This window comes from Streptomyces sp. NPDC091649, from assembly GCF_044756785.1.
Taxonomy (GTDB): domain Bacteria; phylum Actinomycetota; class Actinomycetes; order Streptomycetales; family Streptomycetaceae; genus Streptomyces.
In genome coordinates, this window is record NZ_JBIVTR010000010.1 from 137,316 (window position 1) to 160,515 (window position 23,200).

Here is a 23,200-nt window from a genome sequence, read left to right on the forward strand (position 1 = left end):
CAGGATCTGGCTCGGGCGGGCACGATCGTCGTGACCGCACGGACTCCGCCGAGGAAAGGGATGAAAAGTGAAGTACACCAAGGTTGCCGCAGTCGCCGCCGGTACGCTCATGGCGATGGGTGTCGCCGCCCCGGCCATGGCCGACTCGGGCGCCGAGGCCGTTGCCGCGCACTCCCCGGGCGTGCTGTCCGGCAACATCCTCCAGGTCCCGATCCACATTCCGGTCAACGTCTGCGGCAACACCGTCAACGTGATCGGTGTGCTGAACCCGGCGTTCGGCAACACCTGCATCAACAAGTGACCCTCTGACCGGCCGGGCCACGTGTCCGCGGCCGGTGGGCCCCGGGCGGCGGATGCCGCCCGGGGCCTTTCCACGGCCCGGCTTCACGGGCCGGAATCGTGAAAGGCGCCGGAGAAAAGCGCCCGCCCGCAGTTTCCCGAGAGCGGTCGGATCGTTGATCAGGGGGAAAGCGGCAGAAGTCACAAGTAAAGAAGGCTTGTGTGCGGCACGGGAACGTGACCGAAACAGATGCCGCGCAGAAGGGAACCAGAAAAGTGAAGTACGCGAAGACCGCCGCCCTCGTTGCCGGTTCCGTGGCTGCCCTCGGAGCGGCAGCCCCCGCCTTCGCCGTTACTACGCCCACGGCCCCCAACTTCAGCCTCGACAGCGGCCTCAACCAGGTGATGGCCAGTGCCCCGCAGGTCGTGGACCCGGTGGTGGACACGGTCGCCGAGGCCACCGAGACGGTCTCGAAGGACGGCACGGTCGGCAAGCTGGCGGGCCAGGCAACCGGTGCGGCCGAGGGCGCCGCTCCGCTGCTCGGCGGAGTTCCCCTCGGCGGCTGACCGTCGCAGCACGACCGTTTCACCTGCTTCTTTCACCGAACCGCATCATTCCCCAGAAGGGCTCTCCCATGTTCAAGAAGATCATGGCCTCGGCGGCTGTCGCCGCCTCGGTCGTCGGTGTCTCCGCCGCTGCCGCCCCGTCCGCCATGGCCATCGCCAACGACGGCGGCACCACCACGGTCAACGGCAACGGCGCCTCGCAGGCATACGGCAACTCCGAGACCCACGGCGACTGGAGCCCGCAGTTCGCGCTCATCCAGGGCTCGCTGAACAAGCCCTGCATCGCCCTCCCGGCGAAGGCCAACCTCGGCTCCCTCGTCGGTCTGGTGCCGATCTCGGTCCAGGACATCAACGTCCTGTCCTCGCCGCAGAACCAGCAGTGCACCGAGAACTCCACCCAGGCCAAGGGTGACGAGGCTCTGTCGCACCTCCTGAACGACATCCCGATCCTCTCCGGCAACGGCGCCGGCAACAACTGAGACCGGGCAGCCCGGGTCCGCACCGCCTGACCCGCTCGGGGCCAGTCCATCCGCACGGCGACCGTTCTTCGCCGGACCGGAGGGGCTGGCCCCTCCGTCGTGTCCGGTGGGCCTCCGGCGGGGCATCCGGCGGGGCATCCGGTTGGGCCGGATGCCGTAACCCCGGCTGACGGCCCCCGCCGGACCGGGTAGGGCCTCTGTATGGATCCGTACGACAGCCAGACCCCGCAGGGCGGAGAGCAGCGGGCCACGCCGGGCGGCACACCGATCTACGACCGGCTCGTCGCCGAGTGGCAGGCGGCCGGAGCCGGCCGTCCCCTCTCGGAACCGCGGTGGGACCCCGCTCCCCGCAGCGGCGGTTTCGTGCCGGCGGCGCGCAGCTCGGACGAGCACCCGGGGCCGGAGGCCACCGGGAGCTGACGCGCGGCGTCGACGTTGCGCCAGAACAAACCCATTTGAGTGGTACTGCGCAACCGATCGGGGGGCGCGGCAGTTGATCAGGGCGTTCCACAACGGGACGCTCCGAAAGGTGAAGTTGATGAAGAAGATGATGGCCGGCGCTGCAGTGGCCGTGTCCCTGCTCGGTCTGTCCGCAGCCGCGGCTCCCACGGCCATGGCGATCGGCAACGACGGTGGCACCACCACGGTCAACGGCAACGGTGCCGAGTCGGAGATCGGCAACGCCGAGACGGAGGGCAACTGGAGCCCGCAGAACCAGCTCGTCCAGGGCACCCTGAACAAGCTCTGCGTCGGCCTGCCCGCCAAGGTCAACGTCGGTTCGCTCGTCGGCATCGTGCCGATCACGGTCCAGGACATCAACGTCCTGTCCAACCCGCAGAACCAGCAGTGCACCGACAACTCCACCCAGGCCAAGGGCGACGAGCCGCTGTCGCACATCCTGGACGACATCCCGGTCCTCTCGGGCAACGGTGTCGGCAACAACTGACGCACCTCAACCTGAGGTGTTGAGTGCGGGCGGTCCGGAGATCACACTCCGGGCCGCCCGTCCCCGTTCGCGGGTGCGGCACGGCCGCACGGATGAGGCCCACCACCCCACGGGGGTGGTGGGCCTCGGGCCTGCCGCCCGGATCAGCCGGACGGGATCGGGGAGAGAGCGGTGCGGGGCGCGCCGCTCAGCCCAGGGAGCGGACCGGGAGCAGGCAGTGCGCGGCGGTGCGGACGACCTCTTCGTTCGCCGCGAAGGCCCGCAGCCGGTCCTCGCTCACCGGCTGCCCGGGAACGGCCTCCGGCCACGGGGCGGTGGCGAACATGCCGTACACCTGACCCTGCGCCAGGGCGGCCGCGAGCCACTCCGGGGGTGCGGGGTACTGCGCCTTGAGGTGAGGCGTCGTCAGGACGGCCTGGCCCGCCTGGACGAGGAGCGTCGCCTGTACGCCGGCGGATTCCGCCGCGTCCTGGATCGGGCCGCCGACATGGAGTCCCGCGCGCTCCAGCGCGGCGTGCATGGCATGGCGGCCGACCTCCGGGCCGTCCTGCCCGTCCCCCAGTGAGTAGGCGAGGAGGTAGGCGGTGTCCTGGTCGGCGTCGGGCTGCCGGCTGCTCCAGCCGATCAGGATCTGGGTGCCCAACTGGGCCGGGATGAACGTGCCGGTGGAGGTCTGGGGTGTGGTCATGCTCGGCACCCTAACGGCCCCGGACCGGGTGCTATGCATGCGTATCACCCGATCGAGGGAGAACAGCGGGTATCTCCGGCGAATACCCGGCGGGCCCCGCCCCGGCCGCCCCGGCACTCCTCCATCGGGGGTGTGGGGAAAAGCCGTTGACGCCGCTCCCGGGGGCCGGGCTAATGTGGCCCTCGTTCCGCAAGCCGCGGTGACGCGTGCGGACCACCACAGGAAGCAGGAGGTGAGGACATTGATGACTGTCGTTGCGATGGGCACTGCCCACAACCGGAAGAGCATCGTCCTCATCTCCGTGGCCACCGGCTGACCGACCTCACTCATTCCCGCGCCGAGCGCGCGTGCCGGGGCCACCCTGTGAAGGGTTTCCCTTGTCTTTCTCGTTTCCTCCCGCTCCTTCCTCCTCGCACCCGCTGACTCCGTACGGCTGGGACGAGGACTGGGCGGCTGTCTTCTCCCCGTACGCCGAGCAGGGGTTCGTGCCGGGACGGGTCGTGCGCGTGGACCGCGGTCGGTGCGACGTGATCACCGCCGACGGCACCGTCCGCGCCGACACCGCGTTCGTCGTGCCCCGTGACCCGATGCGGATCGTCTGCACCGGCGACTGGGTGGCGCTGGACCCGGACGGCGACCCCCGCTTCGTCCGCACACTGCTGCCCCGCCGCACCGCTTTCGTCCGTTCCACCTCCTCGGAACGCTCCGAGGGCCAGGTGCTCGCCACCAACATCGACCACATCGCCATCTGCGTCTCGCTCGCCGTCGAACTGGACCTCGGCCGCCTGGAACGGTTCCTCGCGCTCGCCCTGTCCAGCCACAGCGGCGCCGCGCTGCTCGGCGACGGCCTGGACACGGGCCACCGCCCGGAGCCGGTGGTGCTGCTCACCAAGGCGGACCTGGTGCCCGACGCGGTCACCGTGTCCCACCTCGTCCAGGACGTCGAGGCGATCGCCCCCGGTGTCCAGGTGCTGCCCGTCAGCTCCGCCACGGGCGAGGGGCTCGACGTCCTCGGCGCCCTCGTCTCCGGCGGCACGAGCGTACTGCTCGGCATCTCCGGAGCGGGCAAGTCCACGCTGGCCAACACCCTGCTCGGCGAGGACGTGATGGAGGTGCGGGCCGCCCGTGACGTCGACGGCAAGGGCCGGCACACCACCACGACCCGCAATCTCCTGCTCCTGCCGCACGGTGGCGTCCTCATCGATACCCCGGGCCTCCGCGGGGTCGGCCTCTTCGACGCCGGGGCCGGGGTCGAAGAGGTGTTCTCCGAGATCGAGGAGCTGGCCGCACGGTGCCGGTTCCACGACTGCGCCCACGAGTCCGAACCCGGGTGCGCCGTCCTCGGCGCCCTGGCGGACGGCGTCCTGCCCGAGCGGCGGCTCGACAGCTACCGCAAGCTGATCCGCGAGAACCAGCGGATCGTCGCCAAGACCGACGCCCGGGTGCGCGCCGAGATCCTGCGGGACTGGAAGCGCAAGGGCGCGGAGGGGCGCGCGGCCATGCAGGCCAAGCGCGGCCGGGTGCGGTAGCCCGGGGCACCCGGTTCGACGTCCGAAAACCGCGAGTGCGGCAGCCCCGGCTGCCGCACACTGGACGGTGTGATGGACGAACAAACCCGGTACGAGGCGGTGAGCAGCCGCGACGCGCGGTTCGACGGCGCCTTCTTCTTCGCCGTCACGACCACCGGCATCTACTGTCGACCGAGCTGCCCCGCCGTCACCCCCAAGCGCGTCAACGTGCGCTTCTATCCCACGGCCGCGGCCGCCCAGGCGGGCGGTTTCCGGGCCTGCCGCCGCTGCCGGCCGGACGCCGTGCCCGGCTCCGCCGAGTGGAACGTCCGCGCGGACGTCGTCGGCCGGGCCATGCGGCTGATCGGCGACGGCGTCGTGGACCGCGAGGGCGTCCCCGGACTCGCCGGGCGGCTCGGCTACAGCGCCCGGCAGGTCCAGCGGCAGCTCAACGCGGAGCTGGGCGCGGGCCCCGTCGCCCTCGCCCGGGCCCAGCGCTCCCACACGGCCCGGGTGCTCCTCCAGACCACCGGGCTGCCGGTCACCGAGATCGCCTTCGCCGCCGGATTCGCCAGCGTCCGGCAGTTCAACGACACCATCCGGCAGATCTACGCGCGGACGCCCAGCGCCCTGCGCGCCGAGGCCGGCACGGGTCTCGGCGGCGGACGCCGCGAGGGGGTGCGCGCCGGAATCCCGCTGCGGCTCGCCCATCGGGGCCCGTACGCCACCGCCGCCCTGTTCGACCTGCTGGCCGCCGGGGCGGTCGCCCGGGTCGAGGAGACGGCGGGCCCGCCCGGCCGCCGCACCTACCGCCGCACCCTGCGGCTGCCGTACGGGGCCGGACTCGTCGCGGTCGACGAGGCCGACCCCGGCGGCCCCTGGCTGGAGGCCCGGATCCAGCTCACCGACCTGCGTGACCTGACCACCGCCGTCCAGCGGGTGCGCCGCCTGTTCGACCTCGACGCCGACCCGTACGCCGTGGACGAGGCGCTGGCCGCCGACCACCGGCTCGCCCCGCTGGTCGCCGAGCGTCCCGGGCTGCGCTCGCCGGGCGCGGCCGACCCGGAGGAGGCCGCCGTCCGGGCCCTGGTGGGGCGCGCGGAGGCCGGGGAACTGGTCGAGCGGTACGGGAAGGCGCTGGACGTGCCGTGCGGCGGGCTCACCCATGTGTTCCCGGAGCCGGACGTCCTCGCCGGCTCCGCCGAGGACCCGGCGCTGCGCGCCCTGACCGCCGCGCTCGCCGACGGCCGGCTGCGGCTGGACGCCGGGGCCGACCGGGACGAGGCGGAACGGACCCTCCTGACACTGCCCGGGATCGACCGGCGCGCCGCCGCCCTGATCCGGATGCGGGCGCTCGGCGACCCCGATGTGGACCCGTACGGGACGCCGGGCGCGGAGCGGTGGCGGCCCTGGCGCTCCTACGCCGTACGCCACCTGGAGGCGAGCGCCGTGCGGGCCCGGGGCTGACCGGCCGGGACCGCCCGGCCACGGGTCAGGCCCAGAGCAGCACGCCCAGCCAGGCGCCCGCCACCAGCAGGCAGCAGAACAGCTCCACCAGCACCGCGTAGCCCGTCGCCCGCATCACCGAGCGCACCGACGCCCAGCCCGCGCCGTGACTGCCCAGCCGCAGCCGCTCCGCGCCGAAGATGGCCCCCACGTACCCGAGGACCCCGCCCACCACGGGCACCACGAAGAAACCGACGATCGCCGAGACCCCGCCGATCATCAGGGTCCGCCGGGGCGCGCCGGACTCGCCGGGCCGACGCGGCGGCAGCAGCGGTTTGAGGGCCTGGTTCAGCAGCATCAGCGCCGTCGCGCCGATCAGGACGCCCCAGGCGGTCGGCGTCATGTCCGTCAGCGCCCACCACAGCACGGCCGCCCAGACGATCGCCTGACCCGGCACGCCCGGCACCAACACCCCGACCAGCCCCAGCAGCATGACCAGGCCAACGGCGACGAGCTGCCACACACTCATCTGACCAGCGTGCCGGAGAGTGCCCCGCTCCGCCCGTCAGCGCACCCCGCCGCCTCCGGCCGCCCGCCGGGGCGGCAGCCGCCTCAGGAGGACTCGTTACGGGCCACCCAGCCACGCTCGTACGCGTGCCAGCCCAGCTGGAGCCGCGTCGAGACACCGGCCAGCTCCATCAGGCCCTTCACCCGCCGCTGCACCGTCCGCAGCCCCAGCTCCAGCTGCTTGGCCACACTGGCGTCCGTCAGCCCCGCCAGCAGCAGCGACAGGATCTCCAGGTCCGTCGCATCCGGCCCGGCCCCGTCCTCGCACACGCCGCCGCACCCGTCCAGCCGCAACGGCATCGCCTCGCGCCACACCGCCTCGAAGAGGCCCGTCAGCGACTCCAGCAGACCACTGGCGTGCACGACCAGGGCGGCGGGCTCCGCGCCGCGCCCCGTGAGCGGGACCATCGCGAGGCTCCCGTCGGCGATCACCAGCTTCGTCGGCACCCGGTCCACCACCCGGCACTGCTCGTCCCGGCTCAGCGCCGCCGACAGCTCCAGGATCCCGGACGGCGCCGACAGCACCTCGCGCTCGACCACCACCCGGTAGCTCACCCCGCGCGAGGCCGCCCGCTCCTCGGACTCGTTCTCCGTCCCCGTCACCGCGATCGGCTTGCCCGTCACCAGGGCGCACACCTCGGACGCCGCCCCGAGCTGCAACTGGTGGAAGCGCTGGGCGACGGCGCTCGCCCCCGTCACGACCTCCACCAGATCGTGCACCGCCGGCTCGCCGGCCTCGGCGCGGTACTCCTCCGCGAGCAGCGCGGACGCCAGCTCCGCCTGCTCCAGCTCGTGCCGCTGCTGGATCAGCAGTGCGCCGAGCGCCACACCGGGCGGCGCCGCCACCCAGCGGCCCGGACGGGCCGAGGACTGGGCGGCCAGGCCCTGCTGCTCCAGCCGCCGCAGCACGCGCTCGGCGTCCCGCTCCGGAAGCGCCAGCCGAAGCGCGAGATCGGTGAGCTCCGCGGCCCCCGCCGCGACGAGCACGCGGTACGCGGCTTCCTGTCTCTCGTCGAGACCTATGGCCCCCAGCATTCTCCGACCTCCCCGGACATGGTGATCGCGCATCGCGGCGCCCCTGCGACGGGTCCCCGGTGGCGGGAAAGGGCCACGGCGTAAACCCGCCGCTCACATCATCCCCCGTACCCCTGGCACCTCTGCCACTGTGGCGCCACCGCAGCACCAACAACCTCCGGAATGCGGCCTCTTGGGCTGCTTCATTCCGTATTGACCTGGGGAGAGCGATGCGCCCGATATCGCGTACGGCACTGGGAGCGGCGACCGCCGCCGTGCTCGCCGCCACCGTCGTGGCACCGTCCGTGGCAGCGCCACCGGACGGCAGCGACGCACCGAGACAGATCGCGGGCGGCACGTCCGCCGCCACGGACCAGAAGCCCGTCACGCTGACGCTCGTCACCGGCGACAGGGTGCTGGTGACCACGGACGCCTCGGGGGCGCCCGCCGCCACCGCCCTGCCCCGCGCGGACGGCAGCGTCCCCCTCGTCCAGACCCGGCGGGCCGGCCCGGACCTGTACGTCTACCCCGAGGGCGCCGTCCCCGCGCTTGCCGCGGACACCGTGGACGAGGAGCTGTTCAACGTCACCGGGCTCATCCGCCAGGGCTACGACGACAGCCGCACCGACTCCGTCCCGCTGATCGCCACGTACACCGGCGACACCGCCCGCCGCGCCCTCGCCACCCCGCGCGGGGCCGAGCGCGGAGCGGCACTCGACGTCATCGACGGCCTCGCGCTGAAGGCCGACAAGAAGCGGGCCGCCGACTTCTGGGCCGACCTCACCGCACCCCGCTCTCGGTCGGGCTCCGGCCTCAAGAAGCTCTGGCTCGACCGCAAGGTCCAGGCCAGTCTCGATAGATCGACGAAACAGGTGGGCGCGGACCTGGCCTGGACCGCCGGCTACGACGGCACCGGCGCCAAGGTCGCCGTCCTGGACACCGGGGCCGACGCCGAACATCCCGACCTCAAGGGCCGGATCACCGCCTCGGAGAACTTCACCGACTCCGACAGCACCGACGACCGCCAGGGCCACGGCACCCACGTCGCCTCCACCGTCGGCGGCTCCGGCGCGGCGAGCGACGGGAAGAACAAGGGCGTCGCGCCCGGCGCCGACCTGATGGTCGGCAAGGTCCTCAACGACAGCGGGTCCGGCGCCGCCTCCTGGATCATCGCGGGCATGCAGTGGGCCGTCGACAACAAGGCCGACGTCGTCTCCATGAGCCTCGGCAGCGCCGAGCCCACCGACTGCACCGACCCGATGAGCCTGGCCGCCGAGGAGCTCGGCAAGAACAAGGACACCCTCTTCGTGGTCGCCGCCGGAAACCTCGGCCCGTCCCTGAACACCGTCTCCTCACCCGGCTGCGCACCCGGCGTGCTGACCGTGGGCGCGGTGGACCGCGACGACTCCACCGCGAACTTCTCCAGCCGCGGCCCGGCGATCGTCTCGCACACCCTCAAGCCCGAGATCGCCGCGCCCGGCGTCGCCGTCTCGGCCGCCGCCGCGGGCGGCCGGGGATCCCAGGCGTACCGGTCCATGTCCGGTACGTCGATGGCGACCCCGCATGTCGCGGGCGCGGCTGCCGTGGTGAAGCAGCGCCACCCCGAGTGGACCGCCCAGCAGATCAAGGCGGCCCTCGTCTCCTCCGCCCGCAGCGCCGTCCCCGGCGACGTGCGCGAGACGGGCGGCGGCCGCCTCGACGTCGACCGAGCGGTCCGCACCCCCGTACTCGGCGCACCTGCCGTACAGGGCGGCGCCTTCGACTGGCCGCAGCACAGGAGCGACCGCACGACGGTCGCCGTGCCCTACACCAACACGAGCGGGAAGCCGGTCACCCTCTCGCTGAAGGTCGCGGGCGTCACCGGCAACGACGGCTCGGCCGTCCGCTCCAAGGTCGCCTCGCTCGGCCGGAAGTCCGTCACCGTACCGGCCGGGGAGACCGTCGAGGTCCCCCTGGCCCTCGACCCCGACGCCCGACTGAGGGCCGCCCAGTACGGCGACGTCACCGGTCGCGTCCTCGCCACGGCCTCCGGGGGAGTGCGGATCTCCACCCCGTTCTCCCTGTACGTGGAGCCGGAGACCGTCACTCTGCGCGTCAAGCTCGTCGACCGCACGGGCAAGCCCGCCGACGGGGTCTCCTCGGTCGACCTCATCGGCACCGACACCGCCTCCGGCGAACGCCGCTTCAACGAGGGAGCCACCGACCAGACCTACCGGGTCCGGCCCGGTGCGTACTTCGTCTCCAGCTTCATCGCCTCGCCCGACGCCTCCGACGCGACGAACCGGCTCGTGGGCTCCCTCGGCTATCTGGCGCGCCCCCAGGTGAACATCAGCAAGGACACCACCCTCGTCCTCGACGCGCGTGAGGCCCACCGTCTGAAGGTGAGGACCGAGGACCGGGCCGCCGAGACACGCGGCGCGACCCTCGCCTTCGGCCGTTCCTGGGACGACACGTGGCTGCACTCCGGGTCCATCGCCGGCAACGGGATGATCAAGGACTTCCTGGTCGACGTCCGGGGCAGGGCACGTGACGGGGACTTCGAGTTCGCCTCCCTCTGGCGCGCCTACGCCCCGCAGATCCAGACGTTCTCCCTGACCGGCGGAGCGTCCCTGCACCCCCGGCCCGCCACCACGGGCTCGGTCAACCTGGACGGCACGGGCCGCGCCGAGGTCGTCGACGCCGGCGCCGGCAGCGCCGCCGAACTGGAGGCCGCGGGGGCGAAGGGCCGGATCGCGCTGGTGGAAGTGGGCGACGACTCCTCGGGCGTCCTGGACCAGGCACGGGCCGCACGGGCCGCCGGGGCGGAGGCGCTTGTGGTGCACCGCCCCTCGGCCGGTCTCTGGCAGCCGAGCGTCGGTTACGGGGCGGCGCCCCTTCCGGTCCTCGGCCTGCGGGCGGAGGAGGCCGCCGTGGTCAAGGCGGCCCTCGGCAAGGGCAGGGCGGAGGTCTCCTGGACCGCCACGGCCGTCAGCCCGTTCGTCTACAACCTGTCGTTCCCGGAGAAGGGCCAGATCACCTCGGACCGCACCTACAAGGTCCGCGACCGGAAGCTCGGCTCGGTCGTCTCCACCCACGCCTCCATGGGCGTGGCCACCGACTTCGTCGACACGCTCCTGGTCTCCCGCCCCTACGGCGCGACCTTCAGCGCGTCCGCACTCGCCCTGGTCTCCGCTCCCGGAAAGCGCACCGAGTACTACACGGCGGGGGACACCGTCTGGCGCAAGGCGCTCTCCTCCAGCTTCCCCTGGGGCGAGCTGATGATGGGCAACGCCCGTACCCACGACGCGGGCCGGACCACGACGGAGGAGTGGTACCGGGGCCTGCTGGTCCCCGGAGCCCCGCGCGACGCCGAAGGCGCGGAGCTGCTGGCCGGTGAGCGACAGGACAACGTGATCGGCGTCGCCCCGGCGTTCATGACCGACTCCGAACACGCCGCTCAGCAGGGGTCGTTCGGAGACATCGGCAATATGCGGCTCAAGCGTGGTGGCGAGGTCGTCGGGGAGAGCGGCTATCCCTTCGGCGTCTTCACCGTGCCGGCCGGGGAGGCCGCGTACGAACTCACCATGTCGACCACGAAGATCGGCTCGCCCGCCGCCGTCTGGAAGCGGTCCACGCGGACGGAGACCACCTGGGCGTTCCGTTCCGAGCGGAAGCCGGACGTGGAGTCGCAGGGACTGCCGCTGCTCTTCCCGCGCTACGACGTGCCGGCGGACGGGATGAAGACCGTGCCCGCGAAGAACGGCCAGACGATCGGGCTCGACGCGACCGGGCACGCCGGCTACACCCCCGCCGGGCTCACCGGCGCACGGGTGTCCTTCAGTTACGACGGCGGCGAGACCTGGCACGCGGCCACCACCGCGCGGCGGGACGGCCGGTGGACCGCGACCGTCGACCACGCGGACGCGGGCGGGAAGTCCGTCACCCTGCGGACGGAACTGAGCGACGCCAACGGCAACTCCGTCGTCCAGACCGTCAACGACGCGTACACGGTGCGCTGACGCGACGGCCGCGAAGTCGCTGAACCGGTGATCGGCTGAGCATACGAACGGCTGAAACGCCGGACGCGCCGATCACGCCGACCGGCCCGCCGGGCGTCCTTCCCGTGGGGGGTGGGCCGCCCGGCGGGCCTTGCCCACGGCCCACTTTTTGCCGATGCCCCGTTTCGGAACGCCTCCGCGGTGGACAATAAGGGCATGAGTCAGCAGGGGGAGAAGCCCGCCGCCCATGAGGACGACTGGTGGCGCGAGCTGTACGACGAGACCGCGCCGGACACCGGCCCCAGCAGTGCGGCCGACAGCCTCGACGACCGCTTCGACTCCGTGTCGGACACGGTGGGCAGGCCGGTGGGTGACCACCGGGACGCCGTGCGCGAGACCGTCCGGGACCCCTACGGGGCGGTGTACGAGGACCCGTACGCGGACCGCTACGAGCACCTGGAAACGGACGCCTGCCGGCTGCCGCCTCCGGCGCCGAATCCGCCCGAGGCGGCGCAGCGGGACCCGGCCCCGGCGGGGGCGACGGGACTCACGCCGGACCCGCGGTCGGCCCGGGACCCGTACGAGAAGCGCGGCCCGGAGCCGGAGCCGCCGGGGTCGCCGGGCGAGCGGGGGCCGGAGCCGGAGCCGCCGGGCGAGCGCGGGCCCGCCGCGTCGGCCGTACCGGAGCCGCGGTCGAGGCCGGGAGACTCCGCCGTACCGCCTCCGGCGCCGCCGCGGACCGCGCCCCGCGTCACCGTCCTCCCCGCCCCCTGGGAGGCGCCCGCCGGGCAACCGGGGCCCCGGACGTTCGCCGCGCCGCCCACGCCGGAGCCCCCCGGGGCCGACGTGGAGCCGCCCGGGCCCGGCGCCCACCCGCCGGGCCTCGCCGCGGCGGCCGGCGGCCGGCCGGCCGTCGGGCACCTCGGGGACCGGCCTCCCACCTACGACGCCGACCCCGCCGCCCTGCCCTCCGCCACCTCGGAGAATCTGGACGGCCTCGTGCCCGACACCGTCCTGGACGGCGCGCGGTACGGGACGTACACCCTGCGCGCCGCGTCCGTGCGCGGCGACTCCGCCCGCTTCCGCGGAGAACCCAGGCGCGACGCTCTCCTCACCGCCCGCTTCGGGGCCGCCGAGGGCGCCCTCGTCCTCGTCGCCGTGGCCGGCGGCAGGCGTTCGGGCGACGTGGCCCACCTCGCCGCCGCGGACGCCTGCCGCTGGATCGGCGGGGCCGTCGCCCGCAGCCACGTCCGGCTGTCCGACGACATACGAGCGGGTCGCCGGGGCGACCTGAAGTCCGGGCTGCACCGGCTCACTGACCGTACGTACGGCAAGCTGCGCGCCCGCGCCGCCGAACTCGGCGTCGAACCGGACGCGTACACCGCGAGCCTCCGCTGCCTCCTGCTGTCCGCCGACCCCGACTGCCGCACCCGCGTCTTCTTCGGCGTCGGCAGCGGCGGGCTCTTCCGTCTCCGCGACGGACGCTGGCAGGACTTGGAGCCCCGCGTCGCGGACGGCGGCGCTGCCCGTGCGGGCGAGGAGCCGGAGGAGGGCCCGGACGGGGACCGGCTGACCATGGACCTCCAGATCACCGCGCCGCCGTCCCCGGCCGCCGAGGTTTCCCTCCGCCCGTCCGCCGAGCCGTTCCGCTTCCGGGCCTCCGTCGCGCACCCCGGCGACACGCTGCTGCTGTGCAGCAACGGACTGGCCGGGCCGATGCGGGCGGAGGCCGCACTCCCCGGTGAGCTGGCCGAGCGCTGGGGAGCCTCCGGACCGCCCGGACTGCCCGCATTCCTCGCCGACACCCAGCTCCGGATCAAGGGGTACGCCGACGACCGCACCTGCGCCGCCGTCTGGGAGGCGTAACCGCGCACGCCGTGGGTTGATGGATTCCGGAGCCGGGCGCAGCGGTGTTTCGGGCTCCGGAGTCCGGACAACCGAAGTGCACGGAGCACGGGCAAGGAAGGGTGCGCACCCATGGCCAAGCAGAACGTGGCGGAGCAGTTCGTCGACATCCTCGCCAGGGCAGGCGTCAAACGCCTGTACGGCGTCGTCGGCGACAGCCTGAACCCCGTCGTGGACGCCATCCGGCGTAACCCGGCCGTCGACTGGATCCACGTCCGCCACGAGGAGACCGCCGCCTTCGCGGCCGGCGCGGAAGCGCAGGTCACGGGCTCCCTGGCCGCCTGCGCCGGTTCCTGCGGGCCGGGCAACCTGCACCTCATCAACGGCCTGTACGACGCACATCGCTCCATGGCCCCGGTGCTGGCCCTCGCCTCGCACATCCCTTCCAGCGAGATCGGCCTCGGCTACTTCCAGGAGACCCATCCGGAGCTGCTGTTCCAGGAGTGCAGCCACTACAACGAGATGATCTCCAACCCGGAGCAGATGCCGAGGCTGCTCCAGTCGGCGATCCAGCACGCCATCGGACGTGGCGGCGTCAGCGTCGTCGCGATGCCGGGCGACATCGCCTCCAAGCCCGCCCCCGAGAAGAGCATCGAGCACGCCCTCCTCACCGCGCGGCCGACCGTACGGCCCGGCGACGACGAGATCGACAAGCTCTGCCGCCTGGTGGACGAGGCCAAACGGGTGACACTGTTCTGCGGCAGCGGCACGGCCGGGGCGCACGCCGAGGTGATGGAGTTCGCCGAGAAGGTCAAGTCGCCGGTCGGGCACGCGCTGCGCGGCAAGGAATGGATTCAGTACGACAATCCGTACGACGTCGGGATGAGCGGCCTGCTCGGCTACGGCGCCGCGTACGAGGCGACGCACGAGTGCGATCTCCTCGTCCTGCTGGGCACCGACTTCCCGTACAACGCCTTCCTCCCCGACGATGTGAAGATCGTCCAGGTCGATGTGCGCCCCGAGCGCCTCGGCCGCCGCTCCAAGCTCGACCTCGCGGTCTGGGGCGATGTGCGCGAGACTCTGCGCTGTCTGACGCCCCGGGTGCAGCCCAAGTCCGACCGCAAGTTCCTCGACCGGATGCTGAAGAAGCACGCGAACGCCCTGGAGGGCGTGGTCAAGGCATACACCCGCAAGGTCGAGAAGCACGTCCCGATCCACCCCGAGTACGTCGCCTCGGTGCTGGACGAGATGGCCGACGAGGACGCCGTGTTCACCGTCGACACCGGCATGAACAATGTATGGGCCGCCCGCTATCTGACGCCCAACGGCAGGCGCCGGGTGATCGGTTCGTTCAGTCACGGCTCGATGGCCAACGCACTGCCGCAGGCGATCGGCGCCCAGTTCACCGACCTGAACCGGCAGGTCGTCGCCATGTCCGGCGACGGGGGATTCTCCATGCTGATGGGCGACTTCCTCACCCTCGTCCAGTACGACCTTCCGGTGAAGGTCGTCCTGTTCAACAACTCCTCGCTCGGCATGGTGGAGTTGGAGATGCTCGTCGCGGGACTCCCGTCCTACGGGACGACCAACAAGAACCCCGACTTCGCCGCCATCGCCCGGGCGGCCGGCGCCTACGGCGTACGCGTGGAGAAACCCAAGCAGTTGCAGGGCGCGCTCAAGGATGCCTTCAAGCACAAGGGTCCCGCGCTCGTCGACGTCGTCACCGACCCGAACGCGCTGTCCATCCCCCCGAAGATCAGCGCCGACATGGTCACCGGCTTCGCGCTCTCCGCCAGCAAGATCGTGCTCGACGGCGGGGTGGGCAGGATGCTCCAGATGGCCCGCTCCAACCTCCGTAACGTCCCCCGGCCCTGAGGCCGCAACCGGCCGCCCCCGTCCTGGCGGTCCAGCGGCGCCCGCCCCGGACGCACCGCCGGGGCGCGGGCCGCCAGGGTCGCACCCGGCGCATTTGGGTGGTCACCAGGGTCAATTCGCTTGGTTCGGCGGGGTGTTGACCGGTGCTGCGCCCATGGGGTGATGGCGTGCGCGGGTGCGATGTCGCGTGCGCCCCTCGCCGCTCCTGACCATTCACTTATTGATGAGACGACAAGCGTGACCGTGTGCGTGCAGGGGCATGCATCCCGTGAGGCTGTTCGACGGACAGCTGGATCAGAGGAGGCCGGTGCACTGTGCGGGCGGGGGAAATGGCGAAGCGTCAGAAGAGGACCGTGATCGTCGAGGGGTGCGGCGCCCGGGGCCGGAGACCGGGCGGGGCGCCGCCCCCGGCCAGGATGAGCCGGAGGGTGGGTCACGCCGAGCGGTCGGCGGTGGGGGAAGTGCGGCGGGAGCTGCGGGAGTTCCTCCGGCACCGCTCCGGTCAGGAGCAGGTCGAGGCGGCGGAGCTGCTGGTGAGCGAGCTGGTGACCAACGCCCTCATCCACACCCGGCACGGGGCCGTGGTCACCGCCACGGCGACGTCCGTCCGACTGCGTGTGGAGGTCCAGGACTTCGCGTCGGAGGATCTGCCCGCGCCGTACGTACCGAACGCCGACGACGGTACGCACGGCAGGGGTCTGCTCCTCGTCGGGAGCCTGGCCGACGCCTGGGGCGTGGAGTCACAGGCCCTGGGCAAGGTCGTCTGGTTCGAACTGCACGGCGGGAGGCCCTGAGAGGGCCCCTCCGCCGCGGGCGTGCCCTCAGCCGAACTGCTGCTCCAGATCCTTCAGTTTCTGTTCGAGCGAGTCGAGCCGGGGAAGTGTCTGGGTGTCGTCCTCGGCGGTGAGGTCGACGGTCCGCGGGTCACCTTTCCGGTTCGGCCCGTCCAGGCTCTTCGGGCTCGTACCGTCCGCGCCCTGCTTCGGGCCGACGGCTTGCAGGGATGGCCGGGGTCGCAGAGGCAGCTGACCCGGCTCCGCTATGGCGGGCTCCGCGACGGCCGGCCCCGCGCCGCCCGGAGCCGGGGCGAGGGCGGGCACGTCGACCTGCTGCCCGCCCCGGCCGCCGCGCCCCCAGGCCCGGTTCTGCCGGTTCAGGGCCTTGATGCGGGCCCGGTCCAGCTTCTCCTGGTCGCGTCGGCGCAGCCGGTCCTGCTCGCGCTCCCTGCGGTCCTCCCGCACCTCGTCCACCGCCTCGTCCAGGGTGCGGACGCCCTCCAGGAGCATCAGCGACCAGGCGCCGAAGGTCTCCCGGGGGGCCCGCAGCCAGCGGACGATCCGGATCTGCGGCAACGGACGCGGCACCAGGCCCTGTTCGCGCAGCGCGGCGCGGCGGGTCTGCTTCAGCGCGCGGTCGAAGAGCACCGCGGCCGAGAGGGACATCCCCGCGAAGAAGTGCGGAGCGCCCGCGTGGTCCATGCCCCGGGGGGCGTGCACCCAGTTGAACCAGGCGGCGGCCCCGGCGAACGTCCACACCAGCAGCCGGGAGCCGAGGGCCGCGTCTCCGTGGCTCGCCTCCCGTACGGCCAGCACGGAACAGAACATCGCGGCCCCGTCCAGGCCGAACGGGACGAGGTACTCCCATCCTCCGGTGAGGTTCAGGTTCTGCCGGCCGAAGCCGACGAGCCCGTGGAAGGACAGCGCGGCGGCGACCGCCGCGCAGCAGAACAGCAGGACGTAACTGGCGGTGGCGTACAGCGCTTCCTTGCGTCTGCGTCGCTCCTCGCTGCGTTCCCAGGAGTCGTCGGCCGCGGCCTTGCCGGCGGCACGCTTGCCGCGTGCGACCACCGTCACCGCCGCCATGACCCCCACGAGCAGTACGGCGCCCGGAAGCAGCCAGTCAAGCGATATGTCGGTCAGTCTCATGCGCGGTCCCTTGCGTCACGTAGGGCGTTTCGTGCGCCATCGTGACGGAATTCCCGTCCCGCTCCGGTGGTTTCGGGACAAGAGCACGCCATGGGGGTGGGAGAGGCTATCGATGGGTGGAATCTTCTCGAACGGCCGCCCGGTAGAGCTGAATTGTGTTCGATTTCACGTCATCCGGACGGGCGGTGTGGATCAACGAGCAGCCCTCAGCTTCCGCACCCGGTCCGCGTCACAGGTGCGCGGGCAGGTCACGCAGGTGTCCTCGGGGCGCAGGGTGTAGAAGAGGCAGCAGCTCGCCCGGTCCCGGGTCGGCAGCGACTGCCCGTCGGGCCCGGTCAGCTCGCGGAAGCCGGCGGAGCCGACGTACGGCTTCGTCGTGCCGGGGAGCAGCAGCTCCAGCTCCGTCATGGCGCGGCGCTCCTCGCCCAGCAGGTGCGCGATGTACCAGAGGCTCTCGACGATCTCGTCCGTCGCCATGCCCCACAGGGCCCGCTTCCCGCGCCGCATGCGCGGCCCGAAGCCCTCCAGCACCGGGCCGAGGTGCTCGGTCAGGGCGGCCAGGACCTCGGCCCGCAGCGCCGCCTCGTCCGCGACGACCCGCGCTCCGGGCAGCGTGGCGGCCGGGTCGTCCGGCAGGCAGGCGAATTCCCGGACCCGCACGGTCAGGTGGCCCAGCGCCCGCTGGAAGGCCACGTCCTGGACCGGGATGCGCGGCACCCTGCGCTGCAGGAACCAGGGCACCGTCACGAGCAGGCAGGCGGGCCAGGCGTACCGGTGGAGACCGAAGCTCGCCACCACGTCCGGGCGGGCCTGCCGGCCGTAGTCGCGCAGCACCTGCGCGTTGTCCCAGGCGAGGAAGGCGTCCACGGCGCCGCCGCCGGCCGCCAGCTCCGCCGCGCCGACCCAGCCGGCGCCGGACGGGGCGAGGGCGTCGCCGTCGAGCACGTCGGCCCGGAGCCCGGGGAACACCTCGGTCAGGCGGGTGTACGCGGCGGTCACGGGGGACGTCGCGGCACGGGTGAACGGCGGGGAGAGGGTCATGCAGGGACCACCGAATCGGGATCGTTTGCAGGTAAGGCTTACCTTACCCGATGCCGTCGATGTTTGAACCGCAGCCTGCTCCCTCTATCGTGCACGGGAGGTCCGGCGCACGCGAGTCGGCCCGCGGCAGGCGGAGGAGGTCCGGGTGGAGCAGGGCAGCGCGCATGAGGGCGGCCGTCCGGCGTACGCCCCCGGAGCGTTCCCGCGCACTGCGGCGGAGGGCCGGACTCCGGAAGGCCGGGTGCCGGAACAGGCCCGGAGCGGACCGGCCGGTGGCGCGGACCCCCGTGGAGCGCCGCCCGGGGCCGAGCGGGCCCGTGGCGAGCACACCCACAGTGAGCCGCCCGCACCACGTGCCGTTCAGCGGCACTCCGTCCGCGGGCAGATCCTGGACTCCCTGCGCGCCGCACTCGTCGACGGCGAGCTGGTCCCCGGTCACGTGTACTCCGCCCCGGCGCTCGGCGCCCGCTTCGGGGTCTCCGCGACGCCGGTGCGTGAGGCCATGCAGCGGCTGGCCGTCGAGGGCGCCGTCGAGGTGGTGCCGAACCGCGGTTTCCGGGTCAGCGAACGAGGTCCCCGCGAGCTGGCCGAGCTGGCCGAGGTGCGGGCCCTGATCGAGGTTCCGGTGATGCTGCGCCTGGCCCGTACGGTCCCGGCGCACCGCTGGAGCGTCCTGCGCCCGCTGGCGGAGGCCACGGTCACCGCGGCGGCCGTGGGCGACCGGGCCGCCTACGCCGAGTCGGACCGGGCCTTCCACCGCGCGGTCCTCATGCTGTCGGGCAACGAGCAGCTGGTGGCCGTGGCGGACGAACTGCACCGGCGCTCCCAGTGGCCGCTGGTCTCCGGCCCCGCCGGCCGGCGGGCCGATCTGCTGGCCGACGCCTCCGAGCACACCGCGCTGCTCGACGCCCTCATCGCCCAGGACCTCGCCGTCGTCCGGGCCCTGGTCGGCGAGCACTTCGCCGGTGCGGACGGCTGACCCGGACGGCCCGCACCGGGGGCGAGGGCCACCGCTCGGCGACCGCGCCGCGGCCCGGGGCCACCGGCTCCGCCACCGCCGGAGGCCGAGCCCCGGCTCGGCGACCGCACGGCGGCCCCGGGCTCCGGCTCAGCCCGCCCCGGCCGCGCGCGGGGCCGGCGGGCCCAGGCGCGGGGCCAGCCAGGTGGGTACGCCGCCGAGGAGCCGGAACAGCCGGCCGGCCTCGGCGCGCAGCCGGGCGGCCTCCGGTTCCGGCTCCGCCTCCGCCAGGGAGATCAGGGCAGGGGCCGTACCGACCAGGAACCCCAGCTCCTCCCGGATCCGCAGCGACTCCGCGAAGCCGTGCCGGGCCTCGGCCAGCTCCCCCTCGCGCAGGGCGAGCGCCGCCAGCTGACGCCAGGTGGACGACAGGAGTAACTCGTCGCCCCGCGTCACCGCACCGGCGTGCGCCCGGCGGAACGCGGCGCGCGCCGACTGCGGCGACTCCGCGATGTTCTGGGCGATCAGCCCGCGCCGGTAGTCCAGCAGCGGCCGGGCCGGGGACGCGGGCGCCAGCAGCGCCGCCGACCGGCTCAGCGCCACGCTCGCCTCGTCGGCCCGGTCCCGGACCGCCAGAAGGGTCGAGGCGTACGCCAGATGGCCTCGCTCGGAGGCGGCCGACCCCCGCTCGTCGTCGCTGCGGGCGATGGCCTCCGCCGTGCGCAGGGCGTCCTCGGCGTCGGTCCAGCCCTGTCCGGTGTAGAGGCACCGCTCGGTCAGCAGGGCGGTGCGCTGGAGCGCCGAGGCCGGATCGGTGCTCGCGTGGTGCTCCAGCAGTGCGGCCGCGTCCGTCCAGCAGGCGCGTGACCGCAGCCGCCATACCGCGGTCTGGAGCGGCGGATCGTCATCTGCTGTCGTTCCGGAACCAGACATGGCGGTATGCGCCACATTGCCCTCCCCGAGCGCGCCATTGTGCTGTTGGGTACGGCGCATCTCAGCACGGATTGGCACGCCGGGCCAAGGGTTCCGGACAATGTCAGGTGAAAGATTTCACAATCGGCCGGGCGCGACCGGCCCGCCGGACCCCGTACGCGGCCGCGAGATCAGCTCATGCGCAGGGCGAGGAAGAAGTCGAGCTTGTCCTCCAGACGCGAGAGATCACGTCCCGTCAACTGCTCGATCCGCCCGACGCGATAGCGCAGCGTGTTGACGTGCAGGTGCAGCCGGGCCGCGCAGCGGGTCCAGGACCCGTCGCAGTCCAGGAACGCCTCCAGCGTCTCGATCAGCTCCGCCCGGTGGCGCCGGTCGTAGTCGCGCAGCGGATCCAGCAGCCGGGCCGTGAAGGCGCGCCGGACGTCGTCCGGGACGAACGGCAGCAGCAGCACGTGCGACGCCAGCTCGTGGTGGCCGGCAGCGCAGACCCGCCCCGGCCGCGCCGCGGCCACCCGGCGGGCGTGCCGGGCCTCCTCCAGCGCGCCGCGCAGCCCTTCGGCGGAATGCACCGCCGCACTGACACCGAGTGTCAGCCGGCCGTCGTCGGCGAGTCCCGCCGAGAGCGGTTCGCGTACGGAGGCGAGCAGCGCGTCGGCGTGCAGCCCGAGGTCCCCGCCCGGTGCGTCGGCGCCCTCCGCGCCCGCCTCCGCGGCGTCGCCCCCCGCCGCGCCGTCCGCTCCGTCCCCGGGCCCGGTGGCGAGCGTGGGCAGCGGCACCAGGGCGATGGCCTCCTCGCCCGTGTGGGCGACGGCGATCCGGTCGGCGGAGTCGGGGCCGCCGACCGCCGGGTCGACGAGGACCTCCTCCAGCAGCGCCTGCGCCACCGGACCGCTCGTGAGGCCGCCCGGGGCGGCTGCCTGGCCCGAGGCGCTCCAGTCGACCCGGGCCACCACCACCTGCCACTGCGGGGCCACGCCGAGGCCGGGCAGCAGGACCGGCGCGGCGACCCGCAGCCGGGCCGCGATCTCGGCGGGGGCGGCGCCCGTCTGGACCAGCTCCAGGACTTCCTGGGCGAGCCGGCGGCGTACCGTGCGGGCCGCGTCGCGGCGGTCGCGCTCGACCGCGATCAGCTGGGTGACGCCCTGGAGCAGGTCGAGCCGCGCGGTGGGCCAGTCCGAGGCGTCCGCCTCGACCGCCAGCAGCCAGTCGGAGAGCACCGACTCCCGTACGTCGCGGGCGGCCGGCACCGCGCCCCGGCCGGTGTTCCGGATCGGGAACAGCGCGTACGTCGTGCCGCCGACCGCGGCCCGGTGCGGACCCCGGCGGCCGGTACGGGTCGCCGCCAGGTGCTGCCCGGCCAGTGCCGCGCCCAGCGGTCCGGGCAGGGGCGCGCCCGCCCCCGCGATCTGGCGGCCGGTGGGGGACAGGACCCAGGCCCGCAGGTCCAGGTCGGAGGTGAGGAGGTCCAGGACCACCTCGGGGCCGCCGCCCGCCGGGCCCGAGGTCATCAGCCGCCGGTGCCGGTCCACCACGGCCGCCAGATCGCCCGCCCGCTCGCCGGAGACCTGGCGTACGACGTACTCGGTGATCGTCGCGAAGGCCACGGTCTCGTGGACGGCGAAGAGGGGGAGGCGGTGGCGTCGGCACGCCTCGACCAGATCGGCCGGGACGTCGCCGAGCTCCGCCTCGCCGGCCGCGAGACCGGCCACCCCGGCGCCGGCCAGGATGCGGACGAACGGCTCGGAGTCCGCCGCGTCGCGGTGCCAGGCGAGGCCCGTGAGCACCAGTTCGCCGCCGGAGAGGTAGCGGCTGGGATCGCGCAGGTCGGTCGTCATGACGCCCCGGACCGCGCGGTCCAGCTCGTCCTCGCCGCCGAGCAGCCGCAGGCCCAGCGCGTCGGTCTCCAGCAGTGCGCGCAGCCGCATCTCGTCGCCGCCGATCTTTCCGTGGAAGGGGAGTGGATGAAGGAGGAGGGTGGGTGGGGAAGGAGGTGGGTGAACGATGTCGTGGGGTGGGGGAGCCGTGAGGCGAACGGGTACCGGTGCATTGAGGTGAGGCCACCGGTCTCCGCTATTCGTTCGAATCTACAAGACGAGCGAGGAGACCAGCCAACTCCTTCGGTGCTTCGGTGACTGCACCGGCGGGAGCGGGGCTTGTGTACTGGGCCACACACCACGTGAACACCACATGAACGAGCCAGTCGAGGGCCGGCCGTCCCCAGCCCCAGCGAACGACCCGATTGAGAAGAAGAGAGCCACTCATGGACTTCCTTCGCCCCGCCAGCTGGGAGGAGGCGCTCGCCGCCAAGGCCGAGCACCCCACGGCTGTGCCCATCGCGGGCGGCACGGATGTGATGGTCGAGATCAACTTCGACCACCGGCGGCCCGAGTACCTCCTGGACCTGAACCGCATCGGTGAACTGGCCGAGTGGGAGGTGGGCCGGGAGAGCGTGCGGCTCGGGGCCTCCGTGCCGTACAGCGACATCATGGAGCACCTGCGCGCCGAGCTGCCCGGCCTGGCGCTCGCCTCGCACACCGTCGCCTCCCCGCAGATCCGCAACCGCGGCGGCGTCGGCGGCAACCTCGGCACCGCCTCGCCGGCCGGTGACGCCCACCCGGCCCTGCTCGCGGCGGGCTGCGAGGTCGAGGCCGAGTCCGTACGCGGGACGCGGCTGATTCCCATCGACGCGTTCTACACCGGCGTCAAGCGCAACGCCCTGGAGCCGGACGAGCTGATCCGGGCCGTGCACATCAGGAAGGCCGACGGACCCCAGCAGTACTCCAAGGTCGGCACGCGCAACGCCATGGTCATCGCCGTCTGCGCCTTCGGCATCGCACTGCACCCCGAGACCCGCACCGTGCGCACCGGCATCGGCTCCGCCGCCCCGACGCCCATCCGGGCCAAGGAGGCCGAGGAGTTCCTGAACGCCGCGCTCGAAGAAGGCGGGTTCTGGGAGAACGGAAAGATCATCACCCCCGCGATCGCCCAGCAGTTCGCCGCCCTCGCGTCCGGCGCCTGCAATCCGATCGACGACGTACGCGGCACGGCGAAGTACCGCAGACACGCGGTCGGCATCATGGCCCGCCGCACGCTCGGCTGGACCTGGGAGCAGTACCGCGGCGCGGGCCGCACGCTGGAAGGAGCTGCGTAAC

General features: G+C 73.2%; 20 protein-coding genes. 13 read left to right on the top strand and 7 right to left on the bottom strand.

The window, feature by feature from the left end; translation table 11 throughout:
• Nucleotides 1-67: 67 nt before the first annotated feature.
• From ACIQMU_RS18815 to ACIQMU_RS18835, 5 genes are all read left to right on the top strand, one after another.
• A complete protein-coding gene (locus ACIQMU_RS18815) occupies nt 68-301 on the top strand; it encodes a chaplin (protein ID WP_352240670.1) in 234 nt (77 codons plus the stop codon).
• Between the two features lie 254 nt (nt 302-555).
• The gene (locus tag ACIQMU_RS18820; RefSeq protein ID WP_352240671.1) at nt 556-846 is read left to right on the top strand and encodes a hypothetical protein; all 291 of its coding nucleotides are present in this window, start codon (nt 556-558) and stop codon (nt 844-846) included.
• A 68-nt stretch (nt 847-914) separates the two neighbouring features.
• Nucleotides 915-1,325: a rodlin gene (locus ACIQMU_RS18825; RefSeq protein WP_274034432.1), complete on the top strand. Its 411-nt coding sequence runs from the start codon at nt 915-917 to the stop codon at nt 1,323-1,325.
• A gap of 201 nt (nt 1,326-1,526) precedes the next feature.
• Nucleotides 1,527-1,745: a hypothetical protein gene (locus ACIQMU_RS18830; protein WP_352240672.1), complete on the top strand. Its 219-nt coding sequence runs from the start codon at nt 1,527-1,529 to the stop codon at nt 1,743-1,745.
• Nucleotides 1,746-1,863: 118 nt separating this feature from the next.
• Nucleotides 1,864-2,271: a rodlin gene (locus ACIQMU_RS18835; protein ID WP_352240673.1), complete on the top strand. Its 408-nt coding sequence runs from the start codon at nt 1,864-1,866 to the stop codon at nt 2,269-2,271.
• 187 nt (nt 2,272-2,458) lie between these two features.
• Here the strand turns inward: ACIQMU_RS18835 and ACIQMU_RS18840 are convergent, their stop codons facing one another.
• Entirely contained in the window at nt 2,459-2,959 is a 501-nt protein-coding gene (locus ACIQMU_RS18840; protein ID WP_352240674.1) for a DUF5949 family protein, read from the bottom strand.
• A gap of 377 nt (nt 2,960-3,336) precedes the next feature.
• Here ACIQMU_RS18840 and rsgA point away from each other — a divergent pair, with 377 nt between their 5' ends.
• On the top strand, nt 3,337-4,488 hold the full coding sequence (gene rsgA, locus ACIQMU_RS18845) for a ribosome small subunit-dependent GTPase A (protein ID WP_352240676.1): 1,152 nt from the start codon (nt 3,337-3,339) through the stop codon (nt 4,486-4,488).
• A 72-nt stretch (nt 4,489-4,560) separates the two neighbouring features.
• Complete coding sequence (locus ACIQMU_RS18850; protein WP_352240797.1) at nt 4,561-5,934, top strand: AlkA N-terminal domain-containing protein; 1,374 nt, start codon at nt 4,561-4,563, stop codon at nt 5,932-5,934.
• A gap of 25 nt (nt 5,935-5,959) precedes the next feature.
• Here ACIQMU_RS18850 and ACIQMU_RS18855 read toward each other — a convergent pair whose 3' ends face one another.
• Complete coding sequence (locus tag ACIQMU_RS18855; RefSeq protein WP_352240677.1) at nt 5,960-6,442, bottom strand: DUF456 domain-containing protein; 483 nt, start codon at nt 6,440-6,442, stop codon at nt 5,960-5,962.
• Nucleotides 6,443-6,525: 83 nt separating this feature from the next.
• Entirely contained in the window at nt 6,526-7,515 is a 990-nt protein-coding gene (locus tag ACIQMU_RS18860; protein ID WP_402689252.1) for a helix-turn-helix domain-containing protein, read from the bottom strand.
• 209 nt (nt 7,516-7,724) lie between these two features.
• On the opposite strand from ACIQMU_RS18860, the gene ACIQMU_RS18865 reads away from it, so the two are divergent.
• From ACIQMU_RS18865 to ACIQMU_RS18880, 4 genes are all read left to right on the top strand, one after another.
• The gene (locus ACIQMU_RS18865) at nt 7,725-11,492 is read left to right on the top strand and encodes a S8 family serine peptidase (protein ID WP_352240679.1); all 3,768 of its coding nucleotides are present in this window, start codon (nt 7,725-7,727) and stop codon (nt 11,490-11,492) included.
• Nucleotides 11,493-11,687: 195 nt separating this feature from the next.
• Nucleotides 11,688-13,337: a protein phosphatase 2C domain-containing protein gene (locus ACIQMU_RS18870; RefSeq protein ID WP_352240680.1), complete on the top strand. Its 1,650-nt coding sequence runs from the start codon at nt 11,688-11,690 to the stop codon at nt 13,335-13,337.
• A gap of 111 nt (nt 13,338-13,448) precedes the next feature.
• Nucleotides 13,449-15,191: a pyruvate dehydrogenase gene (locus ACIQMU_RS18875; RefSeq protein ID WP_352240682.1), complete on the top strand. Its 1,743-nt coding sequence runs from the start codon at nt 13,449-13,451 to the stop codon at nt 15,189-15,191.
• Nucleotides 15,192-15,619: 428 nt separating this feature from the next.
• Entirely contained in the window at nt 15,620-15,985 is a 366-nt protein-coding gene (locus ACIQMU_RS18880; RefSeq protein ID WP_352240683.1) for an ATP-binding protein, read from the top strand.
• Nucleotides 15,986-16,012: 27 nt separating this feature from the next.
• On the opposite strand, the gene ACIQMU_RS18885 is transcribed toward ACIQMU_RS18880, so the two are convergent.
• Together ACIQMU_RS18885 and ACIQMU_RS18890 are read right to left on the bottom strand one after the other, a co-directional pair.
• On the bottom strand, nt 16,013-17,116 hold the full coding sequence (locus tag ACIQMU_RS18885) for a DUF2637 domain-containing protein (RefSeq protein ID WP_352240684.1): 1,104 nt from the start codon (nt 17,114-17,116) through the stop codon (nt 16,013-16,015).
• A 192-nt stretch (nt 17,117-17,308) separates the two neighbouring features.
• Nucleotides 17,309-18,157, bottom strand: a complete 849-nt coding sequence (locus tag ACIQMU_RS18890) for a (2Fe-2S)-binding protein (protein WP_352240685.1) — start codon at nt 18,155-18,157, stop codon at nt 17,309-17,311.
• A gap of 145 nt (nt 18,158-18,302) precedes the next feature.
• Here ACIQMU_RS18890 and ACIQMU_RS18895 point away from each other — a divergent pair, with 145 nt between their 5' ends.
• Nucleotides 18,303-19,136, top strand: a complete 834-nt coding sequence (locus ACIQMU_RS18895; protein ID WP_402689253.1) for a GntR family transcriptional regulator — start codon at nt 18,303-18,305, stop codon at nt 19,134-19,136.
• A gap of 129 nt (nt 19,137-19,265) precedes the next feature.
• Here the strand turns inward: ACIQMU_RS18895 and ACIQMU_RS18900 are convergent, their stop codons facing one another.
• Together ACIQMU_RS18900 and ACIQMU_RS18905 are read right to left on the bottom strand one after the other, a co-directional pair.
• Nucleotides 19,266-20,048, bottom strand: a complete 783-nt coding sequence (locus tag ACIQMU_RS18900) for a hypothetical protein (protein ID WP_352240688.1) — start codon at nt 20,046-20,048, stop codon at nt 19,266-19,268.
• Nucleotides 20,049-20,218: 170 nt separating this feature from the next.
• Nucleotides 20,219-21,973: a PucR family transcriptional regulator ligand-binding domain-containing protein gene (locus ACIQMU_RS18905; RefSeq protein ID WP_352240689.1), complete on the bottom strand. Its 1,755-nt coding sequence runs from the start codon at nt 21,971-21,973 to the stop codon at nt 20,219-20,221.
• A 335-nt stretch (nt 21,974-22,308) separates the two neighbouring features.
• On the opposite strand from ACIQMU_RS18905, the gene ACIQMU_RS18910 reads away from it, so the two are divergent.
• Nucleotides 22,309-23,199, top strand: coding sequence for a xanthine dehydrogenase family protein subunit M (locus ACIQMU_RS18910; protein WP_352240690.1), 891 nt, complete (start codon nt 22,309-22,311; stop codon nt 23,197-23,199).
• Nucleotide 23,200 lies beyond the last annotated feature (1 nt).

What these genes read in the sequence shown, in the direction of transcription:
- ACIQMU_RS18825 (WP_274034432.1), top strand. Translation starts at nt 915, where the DNA reads ATGTTCAAGAAGATCATGGCCTCGGCGGCTGTCGCCGCCTCGGTCGTC.
- ACIQMU_RS18830 (WP_352240672.1), top strand. Translation starts at nt 1,527, where the DNA reads ATGGATCCGTACGACAGCCAGACCCCGCAGGGCGGAGAGCAGCGGGCC.
- ACIQMU_RS18835 (WP_352240673.1), top strand. Translation starts at nt 1,864, where the DNA reads ATGAAGAAGATGATGGCCGGCGCTGCAGTGGCCGTGTCCCTGCTCGGT.
- ACIQMU_RS18840 (WP_352240674.1), bottom strand. Translation starts at nt 2,959, where the DNA reads ATGACCACACCCCAGACCTCCACCGGCACGTTCATCCCGGCCCAGTTG.
- ACIQMU_RS18850 (WP_352240797.1), top strand. Translation starts at nt 4,561, where the DNA reads ATGGACGAACAAACCCGGTACGAGGCGGTGAGCAGCCGCGACGCGCGG.
- ACIQMU_RS18855 (WP_352240677.1), bottom strand. Translation starts at nt 6,442, where the DNA reads ATGAGTGTGTGGCAGCTCGTCGCCGTTGGCCTGGTCATGCTGCTGGGG.
- ACIQMU_RS18860 (WP_402689252.1), bottom strand. Translation starts at nt 7,515, where the DNA reads ATGCTGGGGGCCATAGGTCTCGACGAGAGACAGGAAGCCGCGTACCGC.
- ACIQMU_RS18865 (WP_352240679.1), top strand. Translation starts at nt 7,725, where the DNA reads ATGCGCCCGATATCGCGTACGGCACTGGGAGCGGCGACCGCCGCCGTG.
- ACIQMU_RS18870 (WP_352240680.1), top strand. Translation starts at nt 11,688, where the DNA reads ATGAGTCAGCAGGGGGAGAAGCCCGCCGCCCATGAGGACGACTGGTGG.
- ACIQMU_RS18875 (WP_352240682.1), top strand. Translation starts at nt 13,449, where the DNA reads ATGGCCAAGCAGAACGTGGCGGAGCAGTTCGTCGACATCCTCGCCAGG.
- ACIQMU_RS18885 (WP_352240684.1), bottom strand. Translation starts at nt 17,116, where the DNA reads ATGAGACTGACCGACATATCGCTTGACTGGCTGCTTCCGGGCGCCGTA.
- ACIQMU_RS18890 (WP_352240685.1), bottom strand. Translation starts at nt 18,157, where the DNA reads ATGACCCTCTCCCCGCCGTTCACCCGTGCCGCGACGTCCCCCGTGACC.
- ACIQMU_RS18900 (WP_352240688.1), bottom strand. Translation starts at nt 20,048, where the DNA reads ATGTCTGGTTCCGGAACGACAGCAGATGACGATCCGCCGCTCCAGACC.
- ACIQMU_RS18905 (WP_352240689.1), bottom strand. Translation starts at nt 21,973, where the DNA reads ATGCGGCTGCGCGCACTGCTGGAGACCGACGCGCTGGGCCTGCGGCTG.
- ACIQMU_RS18910 (WP_352240690.1), top strand. Translation starts at nt 22,309, where the DNA reads ATGGACTTCCTTCGCCCCGCCAGCTGGGAGGAGGCGCTCGCCGCCAAG.